The following is a 16,827-nucleotide window of genomic DNA, read 5'->3' on the forward strand; positions in this document are numbered from 1 at the left end:
GACGCCTATCCCTCGCGCCCCTCGATGAACGGCGCGAGGCCGTCCAGGAGGCGGGTGAGGCCCAGTTCGAAGATGTCGTCACCGGCTTCCTCGAAGGCGTCCTCGGGCAGCGCCGCCAGCTGGGGGTAGCGTCCGCTCTCCATCACGCGCGTGAGCACGGGCTCCTGGGCCTTCCAGAATGCGGCGTCGCTGATGCCGCTGCGCTTCTCGGCCTGGGCCTGGTTCACCTCGACGCGGGTGACGCCGGTGACGAAGCCGTCGAGGGCGACCAGGACGTGGATCTTCTCGCGGCCGGTCAGCCGGGTGCCGGACAGTCCCTGGAGGGCGTACTCCATCCCGTCCAGCGCGTTGGGGCCGAGGATCGGACGGGCCTGGTCGACCTGGAGCAGCCAGGGGTGCTGCTGATAGAGGCGGCGGCTGCCGTGTGCCACGGCGGTCAGTGCGGCGCGCCAGCCCTGGTCGGCCGGAGGGTGGGCGGACAGGTCGAACTCCACGACCTTGTCGAGCATCAGGTCCAGCAGTTCCGCCTTGCCCGGTACGTACCGGTACAGCGACATCGTGCCGACGCCCAGCTCGGTGGCGACCCGGCGCATCGAGACGGCAGCGAGGCCGTCGGTGTCGGCGACGGTCACCGCGGTGGTGACGATCGCGTCGAGGGTGAGGCCGGGTTTCGGGCCGCGGGTGGGGCGCTCGCCGGTGCCCCAGAGCAGCTCCATGCTGCGCGAGACGTCTCCGCTGCCGCTGTGTTCTGTCGTGGTCATCGTGGGGCCATGGTAGGCCGCCGGAAAAAATCTGGGTACGCCGTACGCGCAATGGAGTACGGTGTACGCGGAAGTGGGTACGGCGTACCCAGTGGGGTGGGCGGCACGGAGGGGAGCCCATGCGAGCAGCGGGAACAGCAGGAACAGCGGGAACAGCGCAGACAGCAGGAACAGCGCAGACAGCAGGAACAGCGGAGACAGCCGTCCTCGCGGAGGGGCTGCGCAAGACGTACGGGAGCAAGCGCGCGCTCGACGGTCTCGATCTCACGGTCCGGCGGGGGACCGTGCACGGTCTGCTCGGGCCGAACGGGGCGGGCAAGACCACCGCGGTCCGCATCCTGTCCACCCTGGTGCGGCTCGACGGCGGCCGGGCGCGGGTGGCGGGCCTGGACGTGGCGCGGCAGCCGCGCGAGGTGCGCGGCCGGATCGGGCTGACCGGCCAGTACGCGGCCGTGGACGAGGTGCTGACCGGCCGGCAGAACCTGGAGATGTTCGGCCGTCTCTTCCACCTGGGCGGCCGCCGGGCCCGGCAGCGCGCGACCGAGCTGCTGGAGCAGTTCGGCCTGACGGACGCCGCCGGCAAGGGGGTCGGGCAGTACAGCGGCGGCATGCGGCGCCGGCTCGACCTCGCCGCCTCCATGGTCCTCGCCCCCGCCGTGCTGTTCCTGGACGAGCCGACGACCGGCCTGGACCCGCGCAGCCGCGGCGAGGTCTGGGACGCGGTACGGGCGCTGGTCGCCGACGGCACCACCGTGCTGCTCACCACGCAGTACCTGGAGGAGGCCGACCGGCTCGCCTCGCACATCACCGTCATCGACCACGGCCGGGCCATCGCCGACGACACCCCGGACGGGCTGAAGGACCGGGTCGGCGGCGACCGGATCGAGGTCGTGGTCACGGAGCGGGCCGACATCCCGCGCGCGGCGAAGGTCGTCGCCCGGGCCGCCGACGGCGAACCGGAGACGGACGAGGCCGAGCTGCGCGTCCACGCGCCGGTCACCGACCGGGTCGCAGCCCTCACCGACGTGGCGCGCACCCTCCAGGACGAGGGCGTACCGGTCCAGGACATCGGGCTGCGCAGGCCGAGCCTGGACGACGTGTTCCTGCGTCTGACCGGGCACCGCACGGAGACCGAGGGGGCCGCCGCATGAGCACGAGTACGCGCACGCGCACGTACGGACTGACCGGGGAGGAGTCCCGCGCGCGTGCCGCGGACGGCTCCGCCCTCCGCTGGGCGCTCGCCGACTGCTGGAACGTCGTCCGCCGCGGCCTCACCCACTACCAGCGCCAGCCGGTCAACATCGCCTGGCAGCTGGGCTTCCCGATCCTCTCCGTGCTGCTGTACGGATACGTCTTCGGCAGCGCCATGAAGGTGCCCGGCGGCGGGGACTACCGGGACTTCCTGATGCCGGGCATGTTCGTGATGACGATGGCCTTCGGGTTCATCAACACCGCGACGGTGGTGGTCCACGACTCCACCAAGGGCGTCATCGACCGCTTCCGCTCCATGCCGATGGCGCCGTCCGCGGTGGTCGCCGGGCGGGGCGTCACCGACCTCGTCGTCGCCTGCGCCGAGCTGGCGATCCTGATGCTCACCGCACTGGTCATGGGCTGGCGGCCCGACGGCGGCCTCGGCTTCCTCGCCGCCTTCGCGCTGCTGCTGTGGCTGCGGTTCGCGCTGATCTGGGTCGGGGTGTGGCTCGGGCTGCTGGTCCCGAACCCGGAGGCGGCGGGCGGCCTGTTCGCGGTCGCCTTCCCGCTGACCATGATCTCCAGCATCTTCGTCGCGCCCCAGCTGATGCCGGACTGGCTGGGCTTCCTGGCGTCCTGGAACCCGGTCTCCTCGACGGCCGCGGCCACGCGTGAGCTGTTCGGCACGCCGGTGGGGAGCGGAACGTCCTGGGTGGAGCAGCACCCGCTGCTGATGGCGGTGGTGTGGCCGGTGCTCCTCACGGCCGTCTTCCTGCCGCTGGCGGTACGCCGCTTCCAGCGCCTCAGCCGCTGAGCGGGCCGCGGGCGGAAGACGCGTACGGGCCCCGGCGATCACCTCGCCGGGGCCCGTACGTGCGTCGGTGCACGGGGGCGACTACAGCTTCTCCAGCTGCTACAGCTTCTCGATCACGTAGTCGATGCAGTTCGTCAGCGCCTCGACGTCGGCCGGGTCGATGGCCGGGAACATCGCGATGCGCAGCTGGTTGCGGCCGAGCTTGCGGTACGGGTCGGTGTCGACGATGCCGTTGGCGCGCAGCACCTTGGCGACGGCCGCGGCGTCCACGTCGTCGTTGAAGTCGATCGTGCCGATGACCTGCGAGCGCTTGGCCGGGTCCGTGACGAACGGGGTGGCGTACTTGGACTCCTCGGCCCAGCCGTACAGGGTGCGCGAGGAGGTCGCCGTGCGACGGACCGCCCAGTCCAGACCGCCCTGGCCGTTGAGCCACTCCAGCTGCTCGTTGAGCAGGAAGAGGGTGGACAGCGCCGGGGTGTTGTACGTCTGGTTCTTGAGGGAGTTGTCGATCGCCGTCGGGAGCGAGAAGAACTCCGGGACGTGCCGGCCGGAGGCGTGGACGGCGCGGGCGCGCTCCAGGGCCGCGGGGGAGAAGACGCCGATCCACAGGCCGCCGTCGGAGGCGAAGGACTTCTGCGGGGCGAAGTAGTAGACGTCCGTCTCGGAGACGTCGACCGGCAGGCCGCCGGCGCCGGAGGTGGCGTCGACCAGGACGAGCGAACCCTCGTCGGCGCCCGCCACCCGCTTGATGGGCATGGCGACACCGGTGGAGGTCTCGTTGTGCGTGAAGGCGTAGACGTCCACGCCCTCCTCGGCCTGCGCCTCCGGGTGCGTACCGGGGTCGGACGAGATGATGGTGGGCTCCTCCAGCCAGGGCGCGAGCTTGCTGGCCTTGGCGAACTTCGAGGAGAACTCGCCGAAGGTGAGGTGCTGGGACTTGCGCTCGATCAGGCCGTGCGTCGCGATGTCCCAGAACGCGGTGGAGCCGCCGTTGCCGAGCACGACCTCGTAGCCCTCGGGGAGCTGGAAGAGGTCGCGGACGCCCTCGCGCACCTTGCCGACCAGGTTCTTCACCGGGGCCTGGCGGTGGGAGGTGCCGAGGAGGGAGGTTCCGGTGGCGGCCAGCGCGTCGACCGCCTCCGTACGCACCTTGGAGGGGCCCGCGCCGAAGCGACCGTCGGCGGGCTTGATGTCAGCGGGAATCTGGATCTCAGCCACGTGCGCAGCCTAATCCGTCGGACCGCCGGGTTCTGACCGGAGTCCAGCGGTTGAGACGGGAGTGTCCGGGGATGGCAGCGCTTCGGAGCCCATCTCCCGGCGTCCGGCGGGGCAGGCTGAGGGTATGGCTGAGCGTGCGCAGAGGGAGACAGGGACAGGGACGGCGGACCAGGAACTGGTACGGGCGCTGACGGCGGCCGTACGGGGGGAGGTGTCGGGCACCGCGGCCGACCGGGCGCTGGTGACCATGGACGCGTCGAACTACCGGCGGGTACCGCGGGCGGTCGTCGCGCCACGGGACGCGGCGGACGTCGAGGCCGCGCTGCGGGTCTGCCGGGAGTACGGCGTACCGGTGGTGCCGCGCGGCGGCGGTACGTCCATCGCGGGGCAGGCCACCGGTACGGGCGTGGTGCTGGACTTCACCCGGCACATGCGGCGGATCCTCTCGCTGGACCCGGAGGCGCGGACGGCCGTGGTCCAGCCCGGCGTGATCTGCGACGAGCTGCGCACCGCGGCCGCCGCGCACGGCCTGACCTTCGGTCCCGACCCGTCCACGCACAGCCGCTGCACGATCGGCGGCATGATCGGCAACAACTCCTGCGGCTCGCACTCGGTGGCCTGGGGGACGACCGCGGACAACGTGCATGCCCTGGACGTGCTGACGTACGGGGGTGAGCGGGTCCGGGCTGCCCAGGGGTTCGACGGGGTGCCGGACGCCCTCGCGGACGGCGTGCGCGCCCTGGCCGACGGGAACCTCGCGCTGCTGCGCACCGGCTTCCCCGAGCTGCCGCGCCGGATCTCCGGGTACGCGCTGGACGCCCTCCTCCCCGAGAAGGGCGTCGACCTCGCGCGGGGGCTGACGGGCAGTGAGGGCACGCTCGGGGTGCTCACCGCGGCGACCGTGAAGCTGGTCGAGGCGCCGAAGGCCCGGGCCCTGGCCGTGCTGGGGTACCCCGATGAGAGCGCCGCCGCCGAGGCCGCGCACACCCTGCTGCCGTACCGGCCGTTGACGGTCGAGGGCATGGCGTCGGACCTGGTGCCGGACGCCGGGGGCCTGCCGAAGGGCGGCGCCTGGCTCTTCGTGGAGACGGGCGGCGGATCGCCGGAGGAGGCGCGGGCGCGTGCCGAGGAGCTGTGCCGGGCGGCGGGCTCCGGTACGACGGATCACGCGGTGGTGTCCGACCCGGCGGGGCAGCGCGCCCTGTGGCGGGTGCGCGAGGACGCCTCGGGTACGGCGACCCGGATGCCCGACGGTGGGGGCACCTCCCGCTCGAGCGGAGCCGAGAGTGGGGGAGAAGCATGGCCCGGGTGGGAGGACTGCGCCGTGCCCCCGGAGCGGCTCGGCGGCTACCTCCGCGACTTCCGGGCGCTGCTCGCCCAGCACGGACTGCGCGGCACCCCGTACGGCCACTTCGGCGACGGCTGCATCCACGTACGCATCGACTTCGACCTGCTCACCGAGGCCGGCATCGGCCGCTTCCGGGACTTCTCGTACGACCTGGGGGACCTGGTCGTCGCGCACGGCGGGTCGCTGTCCGGCGAGCACGGCGACGGGCAGGCCCGCGCCGAGCTGCTGCCGAAGATGTACGGGCCGGAACTGACGGACCTCTTCGGACGTTTCAAGGACATGTGGGACCCGGCGGGCGGGCTCAACCCCGGCATGCTCGTCCGTCCGCACCGCATGGAGGACAACCTCCGCTTCGCCGTGCTGCCGAAGCAGCCGGTCGACGTGGAGTTCGGCTATCCGCACGACAAGGGCGACTTCTCCGCCGCCGTCCGGCGCTGCGTCGGCGTCGCCAAGTGCCGCACCACCTCCGTCTCCGGCGCGGGCGTGATGTGCCCGTCCTTCCGCGCGACGGGCGAGGAGCAGCACTCCACCCGCGGCCGCGCCCGGCTGCTGCACGAGATGCTGGCGGGCGAAGTGGTCACCGGCGGCTGGCGGTCGGCCGAGGTGCACGACGCGCTCGACCTCTGCCTGTCCTGCAAGGGCTGCCGCAGCGACTGCCCGGTGGGCGTGGACATGGCGACGTACAAGGCGGAGTTCCTGCACCACCACTACAAGGGCCGGCTGCGGCCCGCCGCGCACTACGCCATGGGCCGGCTGCCGCAGTGGCTGCGTGCCGCCTCCGTCGCGCGGCTGGCCCCCGTGCTCAACGCGGCGGCCGGGGTCGGGCCGCTCGCCGCCCTGGCCAAGCGGGCGGGCGGCATCGCGCCGGAGCGCACGATCCCGGAGCTCGCGGCCGAGCCGTTCACGCGCTGGTTCGCCCGCCGCTTCCGCGCCCGTACGACCGGCTCCCGGCCGCGGATCATCCCGAGTGCGAAGGCCGCCACCCTCTGGCCCGACACCTTCACCACCTATCTCGCGCCGTCCGTGGGGCAGGCCGCGGTGCGGGTCCTGGAGGCCGCGGGCAAGGAGGTGGTCCTTCCGGCGGCGCCGGACAAGGCCGTCTGCTGCGGCCTGACCTACGTCTCCACCGGCCAGCTCGACCGGGCCCGCAAGGTCATGCGGCGCACGCTGGACCGCGTCGGGCCGTCGCTCGGCTCGCCGGTCGTCGTCCTGGAGCCGAGCTGTGCCGCTACTCTCCGCACCGATCTGCCCGAACTGCTTTCGGACGACCCGCGCGCGGCCCAGCTGGCCCGCTCGGTACGGACCTTCGCGCAGTACCTGGAGGAGTACGCGCCGGACTGGCGGCCGCCGCGCGTCGACCGCCCGGTGGCCGGCCAGACCCACTGCCACCAGCACGCGGTCCTCGGCGACGCGGCCGAGCGCCGGCTGCGTGAGCGGGCGGGGCTGACCGGTGAGCTGAGCGGCGGCTGCTGCGGCCTCGCGGGCAACTTCGGCTTCGAACGCGGCCATTACGACGTTTCCGTAGCGTGTGCAGAAGAACAGCTGCTGCCTGCGGTGCGGGGCGCCGACCCGTCCGCCGAGATCGTCGCCGACGGCTTCTCCTGCCGTACGCAACTGGCCCAGCTGGGAGAACGTCCCGGGCGTCATCTCGCGGAGGTGCTGGCGGCGCACCTGTGACGGAACGGCCGGAAATGTGCGATCGCAACGTATTCACGGAAATTGCATTTTTCCGCGCTGGTGGTCGGACCGTAGCTTGGGGGACGTGAATCAATCGTCTCCCCAGTCCGGCGTCCAGGCCGGCCCCCGTACCCGTGCCTCCTCCGGCCTCTCGGACGCCGGTGAGTCCCCGCAGCTCGCGGCGCCCGACGCGGGCGCGGTGCCCGTAGCGGTACCGGCCTCGGAGGAGGTCCGGCGGGCCGAACGGGCGGACCGGGCGAGCGGCTCCCGCAGCCGCATGGTGTCCGTGGGGCTGGTGATCGGCGGCATCATCTCGCTGCAGTTCGGCTCCTCGGTGGCGGTCATGCTCTTCCCGCGGGCCGGCGCGCTCGGCGTGGTCACCCTGCGCCTCGTCGTCGCGGCGCTGGTCCTGCTGGTGGCCTGCCGCCCGAAGCTGCGCGGCTACTCGCGTGGCGACTGGGCCACCGTGGTCGGCTTCGGCGTCGCGCTGGCCGGCATGAACTCGCTCTTCTACGTGGCGATCGACCGCATTCCGCTGGGCGCGGCGGTCACCCTGGAGTTCCTCGGCCCGCTGATCCTGTCGATCGTCACCTCGCGGCGCGCGCTGAGCCTGCTCTGGGCGGCCTTCGCGCTGGGCGGCGTCGCGCTGCTGGGCCGTGCGGGCTTCGACGGACTGAACCTGCTCGGCGCGGGGTGCGCGCTGGCGGCCGGCGGGCTGTGGGCGGCGTACATCCTGCTGTCGGCCCGCGCGGGACAGCGCTTCCCGCAGGCCGACGGGCTGGCGCTGGCGATGACCGTCGCGGCCCTCCTGAGCCTGCCGCTGGGCGTGGCGACCTCCGGGGCCGCGCTGCTCGACCCGGTCACCATCGGTCTGGGCGCGGCCGTCGCGATGATGTCCTCGGTCCTGCCGTACACCCTGGAGCTGCTGGCCCTGCGCAAGCTCCCGGCCTCCGGCTTCGCGGTGATGATGAGCCTGGAGCCGGCCGCGGCGGCTACGGCGGGCTTCCTGGTCCTCCATCAGGCGCTCGGCTGGGCGGAGATCGCCGCCATCGCCATGGTCGTCCTCGCCAGCGTCGGCGCCGTCCGCTCGGCGAGCTCCGGCCACTGACCTCCCGCGCCCGGCCCGTTCCGGCACGCGTCCGGCCCGGCCCCCTGCCGCCGTTGGCGTGAGGGGCCGCAGGCGGATGGATGAAGCCGCCGGAAAAGGGGTGTGGCGGCTACCCGCCGCCGGTCAGGCCTTCTCCCGTACGGAACGAGGACGTACGGCGACGGCGTCCGGAACGGCGACGGAGGGGCGACGCGTATGACGGGGATCGGGCGCAGGGAACTTCTCAGGTCCGGAGGCGCCGCGGTCCTCGCCGGGCCGGTGCTGCTCGCCGGCCGGGCCGAGGCGGCCCCGCGGCCACCACGCCCCGGGGCTGTACCCACCGTGAAGCCGGCACCCGCCGACGTCGGCATGCCCGACTTCGGCATGCCCGGGGCCGCCCCCGGCGGCAGCGGCTACATCGACGTGTCCGGGCCCGCCACCGCGCTGGTCCGCAACAAGCGGCTCACGCACAGCTCCGTCCTGCAGTCCTTCGCGTTCGACGAGGGCAACGGCTACATCTACGCCCTCCAGGTCGTCCAGGGCGGCGTCCGCCTCAGAGGCGAGACCCGGACGTACACCCACGCACAGCGGGTCGCCCGCGGCGACCTGACCCTGAACCGCCTCACGATGTCCGGGCGGCTGAAGGACCGGATGTACCTCAAGGGCTTCGGCCACGGCGGCTCGATCGGCGTGCAGGAACGCCCGGGCAGGGGCCCGCTGCTGTGGACGGAGTGGGACGTCAACCCCGCCTCCGGATACGGCCGCGGCATCGCCCGCTTCACCTACGCCCCGAACCGCGTGCTGCGGGCGGGCGACCGCTCACTGGCCGCCTTCCACCCGCAGCCCGGCACCAGCAAGAACCAGCCGGCGATCGACATGACCACCCGCCGCCTGCTGCTCCGCTACCGCCGCAGGGGCGCCTACCGCTACGCGCTCTACGACCTGGACGACTTCGGCAAGCGCGGCGCGAAGCCGCTCGCCGACGTCCCGCAGCCGCCCCTGCGCAAGGGCGTCTTCCACCAGGGGCTGGCGCTGTCGGGGGACTACGCGTACCAGCTCACCGGCAGCCCGTACGGCCCCGGCAACCCCGCGTCCGGACGCGGCAACGCCCGGCTGGCCGGCATCGACCTGCGCACCGGCACCGTCCTCCAGGACGTCCGCACGGTGGCGGGCCTGAAGCTCCACCCCCGCGAGCCGGAGGGCCTGGCGGTGCTGCACCGCGGCGGCGACCGCCTGGTCGCGGGCTTCACGTCCGGCAAGATCAACCGGCGCCGCTTCTCGCTGTACGCACACGGCTGACCTGACTTCAGGCCGTACGTGCCTCCCGGCTGACCAGCCGTTCTCCGGCTTCCCCTTGGACCCCGGGGGCATCGCGCAGAAAAAATCATGCACGCATGCTTGATTGGTGCGGGACGCGCTGCCACGCTCTAACCCGCATCACCGCCCGACCGCCCACACACCAACTCCCCCTGCGCACTTGCGTTCAGGGGGCGGACGAGGGGAGTGCAGCGTGTCCGATCCGAGCCCGGTGCTCGCCGACCTGCGCGCGGAGGGCGAGGCGCTGGACGGCCTCGTGGGAGAGCTCGCCGCGGACCGCTGGGCGCTGCCGACGCCCGCCGCCGGCTGGACGGTCGCCCACCAGATCGCCCACCTCGCCTGGACGGACCAGCAGGCGCTGAGCGCGGCCACCGACCCGGACGGCTTCCGGCGCGCCGCCGAGGTGGCGCTCGCGTCCCCGGACACCTTCGTCGACGAGGGGGCCGCGGAAGGGGCCCGCCGCCCGCCCGCCGAACTGCTGGCTCACTGGCGCGCGGGCCGCGCGGCCCTGCACGACGTGCTCGCCGGGTACAGCGGCGGCCGGCTGCCGTGGTTCGGGCCGCCGATGAGTGTCACGTCGATGGCGACCGCGCGGCTGATGGAGACCTGGGCGCACGGCCAGGACGTCGCCGACGCGCTCGGTGTCGTACGGGAGCCCACCGCCCGGCTGCGGCACGTCGCCCACATCGGCGTACGGGCCCGGAACTTCGCCTTCCTGGCCCACGGACTCACGCCTCCGGAGGAGGAGTTCAGGGTCGAGCTACGCGCCCCGGACGGCGGGGTGTGGACCTACGGCCCCGAGGACGCCGCGCAGCGGGTGACCGGTGACGCGCTCGGCTTCTGCCTGCTGGTCACGCAGCGGGCGCACCGTGACGACGTGGACGTGACGGCCGAGGGCGCGGAGGCCGAGCGGTGGCTCGGGATCGCGCAGGCGTTCGCCGGGCCGCCGGGCCCGGGCCGCGGCCCCCGCTCCGCAGCGCCGAAGGAGCCCACCGCGTGACCCCCGCGATATCCGGGGAGCCCACGGCTCCCCTCCGCATCGGCAACGCCTCCGGCTTCTACGGCGACCGCTTCGGCGCGCTGGAGGAGATGCTCACCGGCGGCCCCCTCGACATCCTCACCGGCGACTACCTCGCCGAACTGACCATGCTCATCCTGGGCCGCGACCGCCTGAAGGACCCGGACCGCGGCTACGCGAAAACCTTCCTGCGGCAGCTGGAGACCGGCCTCGGGCCGGCCGCCGAGCGCGGCGTACGGATCGTCACCAACGCGGGCGGCCTGAACCCGGCCGGACTCGCCGACGCCGTACGGGAGCTGTCCGAGAAGGTGGGCGTGCCCGTGCGTGTCGCGCACGTCGAGGGCGACGACCTGCTCACGCGCGGTGGCTGGCCCGACGGCACGCTGACCGCCAACGCCTACCTCGGCGGTGGCGGCATCGCGGAGTGCCTGCGGGCCGGCGCCGAGGTGGTCGTCACCGGCAGGGTCACCGACGCCGCGCTGGTCAGCGGGGCAGCTGCCGCGCACTTCGGCTGGCGGCCCGACGACTACGACCGGCTGGCCGGTGCGGTGATCGCCGGGCACGTGCTGGAGTGCGGCACCCAGGCCACCGGCGGCAACTACTCCTTCTTCGGCGCCCTCGACGTGCGCCGCCCCGGCTTCCCGCTCGCCGAGATCGCCGCCGACGGCTCGTCCGTCATCACCAAGCACCCGGGCACCGGCGGTGCCGTCACGGCCGGCACGGTCACCGCGCAGCTGCTGTACGAGACGACGGGCGCGCGGTACGCGGGGCCCGATGTGACCGCCCGGCTGGACACCGTACGGCTCACCGAGGACGGCCCGGACCGGGTACGGATCGACGGTGTACGCGGTGAGGCGCCGCCGCCCACCCTCAAGACCGGCCTGACCCGGCTCGGCGGCTGGCGCAACGAGGTCACCTTCGTGCTCACCGGACTGGACGTGGACCTCAAGGCCCAGCTCGTGCGCGAGCAGATGGAGTCGGCCTTCGCGGCGGCCGGGCGGCGCCCCGCCGAGGTGGACTGGCACCTCGCCCGCACCGATCACCCGGACGCGGCGTCCGAGGAGGAGGCCAGCGCGCTGCTGCGGCTGGTCGTCCGGGACCCGGACCAGGACGCGGTCGGCCGGGTCATCAGCGGTGCGGCGGTCGAGCTGGCGCTGGGCAGCTACCCGGGCTTCCACGTCACGGCCCCGCCCGGCAAGGGCGCCCCGTACGGCGTCTTCGAGGCGGCGTACGTACCGGCGGGGGAGGTCCCGCACGTCGCCGTGGTGCCGGACGGCCGCCGGGTGGAAGTCGCGCCACCGGCTGCTACCCGGGAGTTGGTGCGGGAGCCCGACCCTCCGCTGCCCGAGCCGCTGCACCACGACGGCACCACCCGCCGCGCGCCCCTCGGCCTCGTCGCCGGGGCCCGCAGCGGCGACAAGGGCGGCGCCGCCAACGTCGGGGTGTGGGCGCGCACGGAGGAGGCGTGGCGCTGGCTGGCGCACGAGCTGACCGCCGACCGGCTCCGCACGCTCCTCCCGGAGGCCGCGGCCCTGCCCGTCGAGCGGCACGTGCTGCCGAACCTGCGGGCGCTGAACTTCGTGATCGACGGACTGCTGGGCGCGGGCGTGGCCTCGCAGGCCCGCTTCGACCCGCAGGCCAAGGCCGTGGGTGAGTGGCTGCGCGCCCGCCACCTGGACATACCGGAGGTACTGCTGTGACCGTGCTCGGCACAGGGCTGGACACCGCGAGCCCCGAGTACGCGGAGAACCGCGCGGCGCTGCTCGCCAAGCTGGACGAGCTGGCCGCCGAACAGGCCAAGGCGGTCGCCGGGGGCGGCGAGAAGTACGTCGAACGCCACCGCAAGCGCGGCAAGCTGCTCGCCCGCGAACGCATCGAGCTGCTCCTCGACCCCGACACCCCCTTCCTGGAGCTGTCGCCGCTCGCCGGGTGGGGAAGCGACTACCAGGTCGGCGCCTCGCTGGTCACCGGCATCGGCGTGATCGAGGGCGTGGAGTGCCTGGTCACCGCCAACGACCCGACCGTACGGGGCGGCGCCTCCAATCCCTGGACGCTGAAGAAGGCGCTGCGGGCCAACGAGATCGCGTACGCCAACCGGCTGCCGGTCGTGTCGCTGGTGGAGTCAGGGGGCGCGGACCTGCCCAGCCAGAAGGAGATCTTCATTCCGGGCGGGGCGCTCTTCAAGGACCTCACGCGGCTGTCGGCGGCCGGGATACCGACCGTGGCCGTGGTCTTCGGGAACTCCACGGCGGGCGGCGCGTACGTCCCCGGCATGTCCGATCACGTGATCATGGTGAAGGAGCGGGCCAAGGTCTTCCTCGGCGGGCCGCCGCTGGTCAAGATGGCCACCGGCGAGGAGAGCGACGACGAGTCCCTCGGCGGCGCCGAGATGCACGCCCGCACCTCCGGGCTCGCGGACCACTTCGCGGTGGACGAGCCCGACGCGCTGCGGCACGCCCGCCGCGTCGTCGCCCGCCTCAACTGGCGCAAGGCACACGCCGATCCCCCGCTCGCCGAGCCGCCCAAGTACGACCAGGACGAGCTGCTGGGCATCGTCCCCGGCGACCTCAAGGTCCCGTTCGACCCGCGCGAGGTCATCGCCCGGCTCGTCGACGGCTCGGACTTCGACGAGTTCAAGCCGCTGTACGGGCCCTCGCTCACGACCGGATGGGCCCGGCTGCACGGCTACCCGGTGGGCATCCTCGCCAACGCGCAGGGCGTGCTGTTCAGCGCGGAGTCGCAGAAGGCCGCACAGTTCATCCAGCTCGCCAACCAGCGCGACATCCCCCTCCTCTTCCTGCACAACACCACCGGCTACATGGTCGGCAAGGAGTACGAGCAGGGCGGCATCATCAAGCACGGCGCGATGATGATCAACGCGGTCTCGAATTCGCGCGTGCCGCATCTGTCGGTGCTGATGGGCGCTTCGTACGGCGCCGGCCACTACGGCATGTGCGGCCGCGCCTACGACCCGCGCTTCCTCTTCGCCTGGCCCAGCGCCAAGTCGGCCGTCATGGGCCCGCAGCAGCTCGCGGGCGTCCTGTCGATCGTCGCCCGCGCCTCGGCCGCCGCCAAGGGACAGCCGTACGACGACGAGGCCGACGCCGGGCTGCGCGCCATGGTCGAGCAGCAGATCGAGGCCGAGTCGCTGCCGATGTTCCTGTCCGGCCGGCTCTACGACGACGGCGTCATCGACCCCCGCGACACCCGCACCGTCCTCGGCCTGTGCCTGTCCGCGATCCACACCGCACCGTACGAGGGCGCCCGCGGCGGCTTCGGCGTCTTCCGGATGTGAGGCTCCCCTTGATCACTTCTGTCCTTGTCGCCAACCGCGGCGAGATCGCCCGCCGTGTCTTCCGCACCTGCCGGGAACTGGGCATCGCCACCGTCGCCGTGCACTCCGACGCGGACGCCGACGCGCCGCACGTCAAGGAGGCGGACGCGGCCGTACGCCTCCCGGGGGACGCGCCCGCCGACACCTACCTGCGCGGCGACCTGATCGTGAAGGCCGCGCTGGACGCCGGGGCCGACGCCGTCCACCCCGGCTACGGCTTCCTCTCCGAGAACGCGGAGTTCGCCACCGCGGTCGCCGACGCGGGCCTGACCTGGGTCGGCCCGCCGCCCGCCGCCATCGAGGCGATGGCGTCCAAGACCCGGGCCAAGGAACTGATGGGCATCGTCCCGCTCACCGAGGTCACCGAGGACGACCTGCCGGTGCTGGTGAAGGCGGCGGCGGGCGGCGGGGGACGCGGCATGCGCGTCGTACGGGAACTCGCCGCACTGGACGAGGAGCTGGCGGCCGCACGGGCCGAGGCCCGCAGCGCCTTCGGGGACGGCGAGGTGTTCGTCGAGCCGTACCTCGAGGACGGCCGCCACGTCGAGGTGCAGATCCTCGCCGACGCGCACGGCACCGTCTGGACCCTCGGCACCCGCGACTGCTCCCTCCAGCGCCGCCACCAGAAGGTCATCGAGGAGGCCCCGGCCCCCGGCATCGGTCCCGAACTGGCGGCGCGACTGTACGAGATGGCCGTACGGGCGGCCCGCGCGACCGACTACCGGGGCGCGGGCACCGTCGAATTCCTCGTCGTCGGCGACACCGCGCACTTCCTGGAGATGAACACCCGGCTCCAGGTCGAACACCCGGTGACCGAGGAGATCTTCGGCATCGACCTGGTCGCGCTCCAGCTGCGCGTCGCCGAGGGCGAGGCGCTGCCCGAGGCGCCGCCGGAGCCGCGCGGCCACGCCGTCGAGGCCCGCCTCTACGCCGAGGACCCGGCCCACGGCTGGGCCCCGCAGACCGGCACCCTGCACCGCCTCGCCGTCCCCGGCGTCCGCCTGGACTCCGGGTACACCGACGGCGACACCATCGGCATCCACTACGACCCGATGCTCGCCAAGGCCGTCGCCTGGGCACCGACCCGCGCCGCCGCCGTACGCAAGCTGGCGGGCGCCCTGGAACGGGCCCGGATCCACGGCCCGGTCACCAACCGCGACCTGCTCGTACGGTCCCTGCGGCACCCGGAGTTCACGGACGGTGCGATGGACACCGGGTTCTACGGCCGCCACCTGTCCGCCCTCACGGCCGCCGCCCCCGACCCGTGCGCCCCGCTGGCCGCCGCCCTCGCCGACGCACACGGCCGCTCGCGCTTCGGCGGCTGGCGCAACGTGCCCTCGCAGCCGCAGCTCAAGCGGTACCGCACCGATGCGGACGGCGCGGAGCACGAGGTGCGCTACCGGCACACCCGCGACGGCCTCGCGGCGGACGGCGTGCAGGTCGTGGCCGTATCGGCCGGCCGCGTCGTCCTGGAGACCGGCGGCGTGCGCCGCAGCTACGAGGTCGCCGTGCACGGCGACCGGGTCCACGTCGACTCGCCCCTCGGCGCCACGGCCCTCACCGCACTGCCCCGCTTCCCCGACCCCGCCGACCGCCAGGAGCCGGGATCGCTGCTGGCCCCGATGCCCGGCACCGTGGTCCGCGTCGCGGACGGGGTCGCCGAGGGGGCCCGTGTCGAAGCCGGCCGGCCGCTGCTGTGGCTGGAGGCCATGAAGATGGAGCACAAGATCACAGCGCCCGCGACCGGCACGGTGACGGCACTGCACGCCGAAGCCGGCCGGCAGGTCGAGATGGGCGCCCTGCTGGCCGTCGTGTCCCACTGACGTTTGTCCTCAATCGCCGGACGGGCTCGATGGCCCGAAGGAGCACCGCATGAGCCTGATCGAAACCGATGAGCAACGTGCCCTCCGCGAAGCCGTGGCCGCCCTCGGCAAACGGTACGGACGCGCGTACTTCACCCAGGTCGTCGCCGACGGCAAGCACACCGACGAACTGTGGGCCGAGGCGGCGAAGCTCGGATACCTGGGCGTCAACCTCCCGGAGGAGTACGGCGGCGGAGGCGGCGGCATCACCGAACTCGCCGTCGTCCTCGAAGAGCTGGGCGCGGCCGGCTGCCCCCTCCTGATGCTCGTCGTCTCACCCGCCATCTGCGGCACGGTCATCGCCCGCTTCGGTACCGAGGAGCAGAAGCGGCAGTGGCTGCCCGGCCTCGCCGACGGCTCGCGCAAGATGGCGTTCGGCATCACCGAGCCCGACGCGGGCTCCAACTCGCACCGCATCACCACCACGGCGCGCCGCGACCCGGAGACCGGCGGCTGGATACTCAACGGCCGCAAGGTCTTCATCTCCGGCGTCGACATCGCCGAGGCGACCCTGATCGTCGGCCGCACGGAGGACGCACGGACCGGCAAGCTCAAGCCCTGCCTCTTCATCGTCCCGCGCGACACCCCGGGCTTCTCCCGCAGCCCCATCGACATGGAGCTGGCCGCGCCGGAGAAGCAGTTCGAGCTGGTGCTGGACGACGTACGGCTGCCCGCCGACGCACTGGTGGGGGACGAGGACGCCGGGCTCCTCCAGCTGTTCGCCGGGCTCAACCCCGAGCGCATCATGACCGCCGCCTTCGCCCTCGGCATGGCCCGCTACGCCCTGGGCCGGGCGGTGGAGTACGCCCGCGACCGGCAGGTCTGGAAGGTGCCGGTCGGCGCCCACCAGGCCATCGCCCACCCGCTCGCCCAGTGCCACATCGACATCGAGCTGGCCCGGCTGATGATGCACAAGGCGGCCCACCTCTACGACGCAGGCGACGACATGGGCGCGGGCGAGGCCGCCAACATGGCCAAGTACGCGGCGGGGGAGGCCGCGGTGAAGACCGTCGACCAGGCCGTGCACACCCTCGGCGGCAACGGCCTCACCGCGGAGTACGGCCTCGCCTCGATGATCACCGCGGCCCGGGTGGCCAGAATCGCACCGGTCAGCCGCGAGATGATCCTGAACTTCGTCTCCCACCAGTCCCTGGGGCTCCCCAAGTCCTACTGATGCCGCCATGCTGCGGAACATCGTCC

The 16,827-nt window shown here is 73.3% G+C and carries 12 protein-coding genes; 10 read left to right on the forward strand and 2 right to left on the reverse strand.

Features of this window, described 5'->3' with window-relative positions; translation table 11 throughout:
- Nucleotides 1-5: 5 nt before the first annotated feature.
- Nucleotides 6-761 carry a TetR/AcrR family transcriptional regulator gene (locus AAC944_RS21840; protein ID WP_030609954.1) on the reverse strand — a complete coding sequence of 252 codons (756 nt, stop codon included), beginning with the start codon at nt 759-761 and terminating at the stop codon, nt 6-8.
- A 119-nt stretch (nt 762-880) separates the two neighbouring features.
- Between AAC944_RS21840 and AAC944_RS21845 the strand changes: the two genes are divergently transcribed.
- Complete coding sequence (locus AAC944_RS21845; protein ID WP_078888352.1) at nt 881-1,912, forward strand: ATP-binding cassette domain-containing protein; 1,032 nt, start codon at nt 881-883, stop codon at nt 1,910-1,912.
- On the forward strand, nt 1,909-2,766 hold the full coding sequence (locus tag AAC944_RS21850) for an ABC transporter permease (RefSeq protein ID WP_368396397.1): 858 nt from the start codon (nt 1,909-1,911) through the stop codon (nt 2,764-2,766). The genes AAC944_RS21845 and AAC944_RS21850 overlap by 4 nt, the downstream gene beginning before the upstream one ends.
- Nucleotides 2,767-2,865: 99 nt before the next feature.
- Here the strand turns inward: AAC944_RS21850 and serC are convergent, their stop codons facing one another.
- Nucleotides 2,866-3,984, reverse strand: a complete 1,119-nt coding sequence (serC, locus tag AAC944_RS21855; RefSeq protein WP_030609947.1) for a phosphoserine transaminase — start codon at nt 3,982-3,984, stop codon at nt 2,866-2,868.
- Nucleotides 3,985-4,108: 124 nt separating this feature from the next.
- Between serC and AAC944_RS21860 the strand changes: the two genes are divergently transcribed.
- The 8 genes from AAC944_RS21860 to AAC944_RS21895 all read left to right on the forward strand — a co-directional run bounded on the left by AAC944_RS21860 (nt 4,109) and on the right by AAC944_RS21895 (nt 16,801).
- Complete coding sequence (locus AAC944_RS21860; RefSeq protein WP_030609945.1) at nt 4,109-7,009, forward strand: FAD-binding and (Fe-S)-binding domain-containing protein; 2,901 nt, start codon at nt 4,109-4,111, stop codon at nt 7,007-7,009.
- A gap of 277 nt (nt 7,010-7,286) precedes the next feature.
- Nucleotides 7,287-8,117, forward strand: a complete 831-nt coding sequence (locus AAC944_RS21865) for an EamA family transporter (protein ID WP_078888369.1) — start codon at nt 7,287-7,289, stop codon at nt 8,115-8,117.
- A 195-nt stretch (nt 8,118-8,312) separates the two neighbouring features.
- Nucleotides 8,313-9,395 carry a phage baseplate protein gene (locus AAC944_RS21870; RefSeq protein ID WP_030609941.1) on the forward strand — a complete coding sequence of 361 codons (1,083 nt, stop codon included), beginning with the start codon at nt 8,313-8,315 and terminating at the stop codon, nt 9,393-9,395.
- Between the two features lie 211 nt (nt 9,396-9,606).
- Nucleotides 9,607-10,413 carry a TIGR03084 family metal-binding protein gene (locus AAC944_RS21875; protein ID WP_030609939.1) on the forward strand — a complete coding sequence of 269 codons (807 nt, stop codon included), beginning with the start codon at nt 9,607-9,609 and terminating at the stop codon, nt 10,411-10,413.
- Nucleotides 10,410-12,131, forward strand: a complete 1,722-nt coding sequence (locus tag AAC944_RS21880) for an acyclic terpene utilization AtuA family protein (RefSeq protein ID WP_078888351.1) — start codon at nt 10,410-10,412, stop codon at nt 12,129-12,131. The genes AAC944_RS21875 and AAC944_RS21880 overlap by 4 nt, the downstream gene beginning before the upstream one ends.
- Nucleotides 12,128-13,726, forward strand: a complete 1,599-nt coding sequence (locus tag AAC944_RS21885) for an acyl-CoA carboxylase subunit beta (protein ID WP_030609936.1) — start codon at nt 12,128-12,130, stop codon at nt 13,724-13,726. Before AAC944_RS21880 ends, AAC944_RS21885 begins: the two co-directional genes overlap by 4 nt.
- A gap of 8 nt (nt 13,727-13,734) precedes the next feature.
- Entirely contained in the window at nt 13,735-15,588 is a 1,854-nt protein-coding gene (locus AAC944_RS21890) for an ATP-binding protein (RefSeq protein ID WP_030609933.1), read from the forward strand.
- A gap of 49 nt (nt 15,589-15,637) precedes the next feature.
- Nucleotides 15,638-16,801, forward strand: a complete 1,164-nt coding sequence (locus AAC944_RS21895) for an acyl-CoA dehydrogenase family protein (RefSeq protein WP_030609931.1) — start codon at nt 15,638-15,640, stop codon at nt 16,799-16,801.
- The last annotated feature ends 26 nt before the right edge of the window (nt 16,802-16,827 follow it).

It is taken from the genome of Streptomyces sclerotialus, assembly GCF_040907265.1.
GTDB lineage: Bacteria > Actinomycetota > Actinomycetes > Streptomycetales > Streptomycetaceae > Streptomyces > Streptomyces sclerotialus.

Bases quoted from the DNA above. Each gene is read 5' to 3' on its own strand.
- AAC944_RS21845 (WP_078888352.1), top strand. From the start codon at position 881: ATGCGAGCAGCGGGAACAGCAGGAACAGCGGGAACAGCGCAGACAGCA.
- AAC944_RS21840 (WP_030609954.1), bottom strand. From the start codon at position 761: ATGACCACGACAGAACACAGCGGCAGCGGAGACGTCTCGCGCAGCATG.
- AAC944_RS21865 (WP_078888369.1), top strand. From the start codon at position 7,287: ATGGTGTCCGTGGGGCTGGTGATCGGCGGCATCATCTCGCTGCAGTTC.
- AAC944_RS21870 (WP_030609941.1), top strand. From the start codon at position 8,313: ATGACGGGGATCGGGCGCAGGGAACTTCTCAGGTCCGGAGGCGCCGCG.
- AAC944_RS21860 (WP_030609945.1), top strand. From the start codon at position 4,109: ATGGCTGAGCGTGCGCAGAGGGAGACAGGGACAGGGACGGCGGACCAG.
- AAC944_RS21895 (WP_030609931.1), top strand. From the start codon at position 15,638: ATGAGCCTGATCGAAACCGATGAGCAACGTGCCCTCCGCGAAGCCGTG.
- AAC944_RS21850 (WP_368396397.1), top strand. From the start codon at position 1,909: ATGAGCACGAGTACGCGCACGCGCACGTACGGACTGACCGGGGAGGAG.